The organism is Protofrankia sp. Cas3, assembly GCF_963555955.1.
Classification (GTDB): Bacteria; Actinomycetota; Actinomycetes; order Frankiales; family Frankiaceae; genus Protofrankia.
The window spans coordinates 1-1,574 of record NZ_CAUVXP010000276.1 but is presented as its reverse complement, the minus strand read 5'-3'; the positions used below and the strand labels follow the sequence as shown (position 1 = coordinate 1,574).

The following is a 1,574-nucleotide window of genomic DNA, read 5'->3' as shown; positions in this document are numbered from 1 at the left end:
GGGTGCTGTGTGATGCCGAGTTCCTGAAGGTCGTTTTTCCTCAGCTCGCTGTGGTGCTCATCGATCGGGTCGTCGATGAGGGGCCGGTGGTGCGGATCGCCGCGCGGACCCGGGCCGGGCCGGTGGCCTGTCCGCGCTGCGGGACGCTCACCGGGCGGGTGCACGGCTATCACCGGCGCCGCCTGGCAGATCTTCCGGTCGGGGGCAGGCCGATGGTGATCGAGCTGACCGTGCGGCGGCTGGTCTGCGGCAATCTGAGCTGCCCGCGGCAGACCTTCCGCGAGCAGGTGCCCGGACTCGCCCAACGGTATGCCCGCCGCACCCCGGCGCTGGGTGCGCTGATCGCGTGGGTGGGGGTGATCCTGGCCGGCCGCGCGGGGGCGGGACTGCTGGGCAGGCTCGCCGTGGCCGTCTCACCGACGACCGTGCTGCGCCTGCTCATGGCGCTGCCGATCACAGCCGGGCCGGTCCCGCAGGTGCTCAGCGTGGACGACTTCGCGCTCCGGCGTCGCCACCGGTACGCGACCGTGCTGATCGACGCCGTCAGCCACCGTCGCGTGGACGTGCTACCCGACCGACACGCGGCCACGGTGGCGGCCTGGCTGCGCGAGCATCCCGGGGTTCGGGTGGTGTGCCGCGACGGGTCGGCGGCCTATGCCGAGGCGATCCGCCACGGCGCCCCGCAGGCGGTGCAGGTCAGCGACCGCTGGCACCTGTGGCACAACCTCGCCCGAGCCGTGGAGAAGACCGTGGTCGCCCACAGCCGCTGCTGGCACGCCGGCCCCGGCCGCACGGTCACTACTCGGGAGGAGCGCACCCGCACACCGGCACGCCGCCGTCCACACCCTGCTCGCGCAGGGCGTCGGGCTGCTGGAGTGCGCGCGGCGCCTGGGCTGGGCGCCGAAACACCGTCACACGCTACGCCCGGGCCGGCGCGGCCCAGGCCCTGCAACGTCCCCCGCAGTACCGCCGCACCCTGGTCGACCCCTACCGCGAGCACCTGCGCCGCCGCCTCGCCGCCGAGCCCGCCGTGGCAGTCACCCGGCTGCTGGCCGAGATCCGCGAGCAGGGCTATCCGGGCAGCGCCACCCTGCTGGTGCGCTACCTCAACCAGGGACGCGCTGACCCCGCACGCACCCCGCCGTCCCCGCGCCGCCTGGCCGGCTGGCTCATGAGCAGGCCCGAGGACCTGCCCGATCATCGGCGGCGGCACCTCGACGACCTGGTCGCCAGCTGCCCGCAGCTGACCGCCCTGGCCGCCCGGATACGCGCGTTCGCCGCCCTGCTCACCGGGCACCACGGCGAGGACCTCGACGCGTGGATCACGACCGTCCGGGACGATGACCTGCCTGCCGTGCACGCCTTCACCCACGGGCTCGACACCGACCACGACGCCGTCGTCGCCGGACTGGCCCTGCCTTACAGCAACGGCCCCACCGAAGGCGTCATCACCACGGTCAAACTGATCAAGAGGCAGATGTACGGCCGCGCCGGCTTCCCCCTGCTCCGCCAGCGCATCCTGCTCTCATGAACACCTGTAACCACCTGTCACCACCGGAATCTTGGCAGAGCCG

At 73.3% G+C, this 1,574-nt stretch carries 1 pseudogene; it reads left to right on the top strand.

What is annotated here, in order from left to right:
- Positions 1 to 5 precede the first annotated feature (5 nt).
- Positions 6 to 1,531, top strand: a pseudogene (locus U9983_RS26985) (ISL3 family transposase).
- Positions 1,532 to 1,574: the final 43 nt, after the last annotated feature.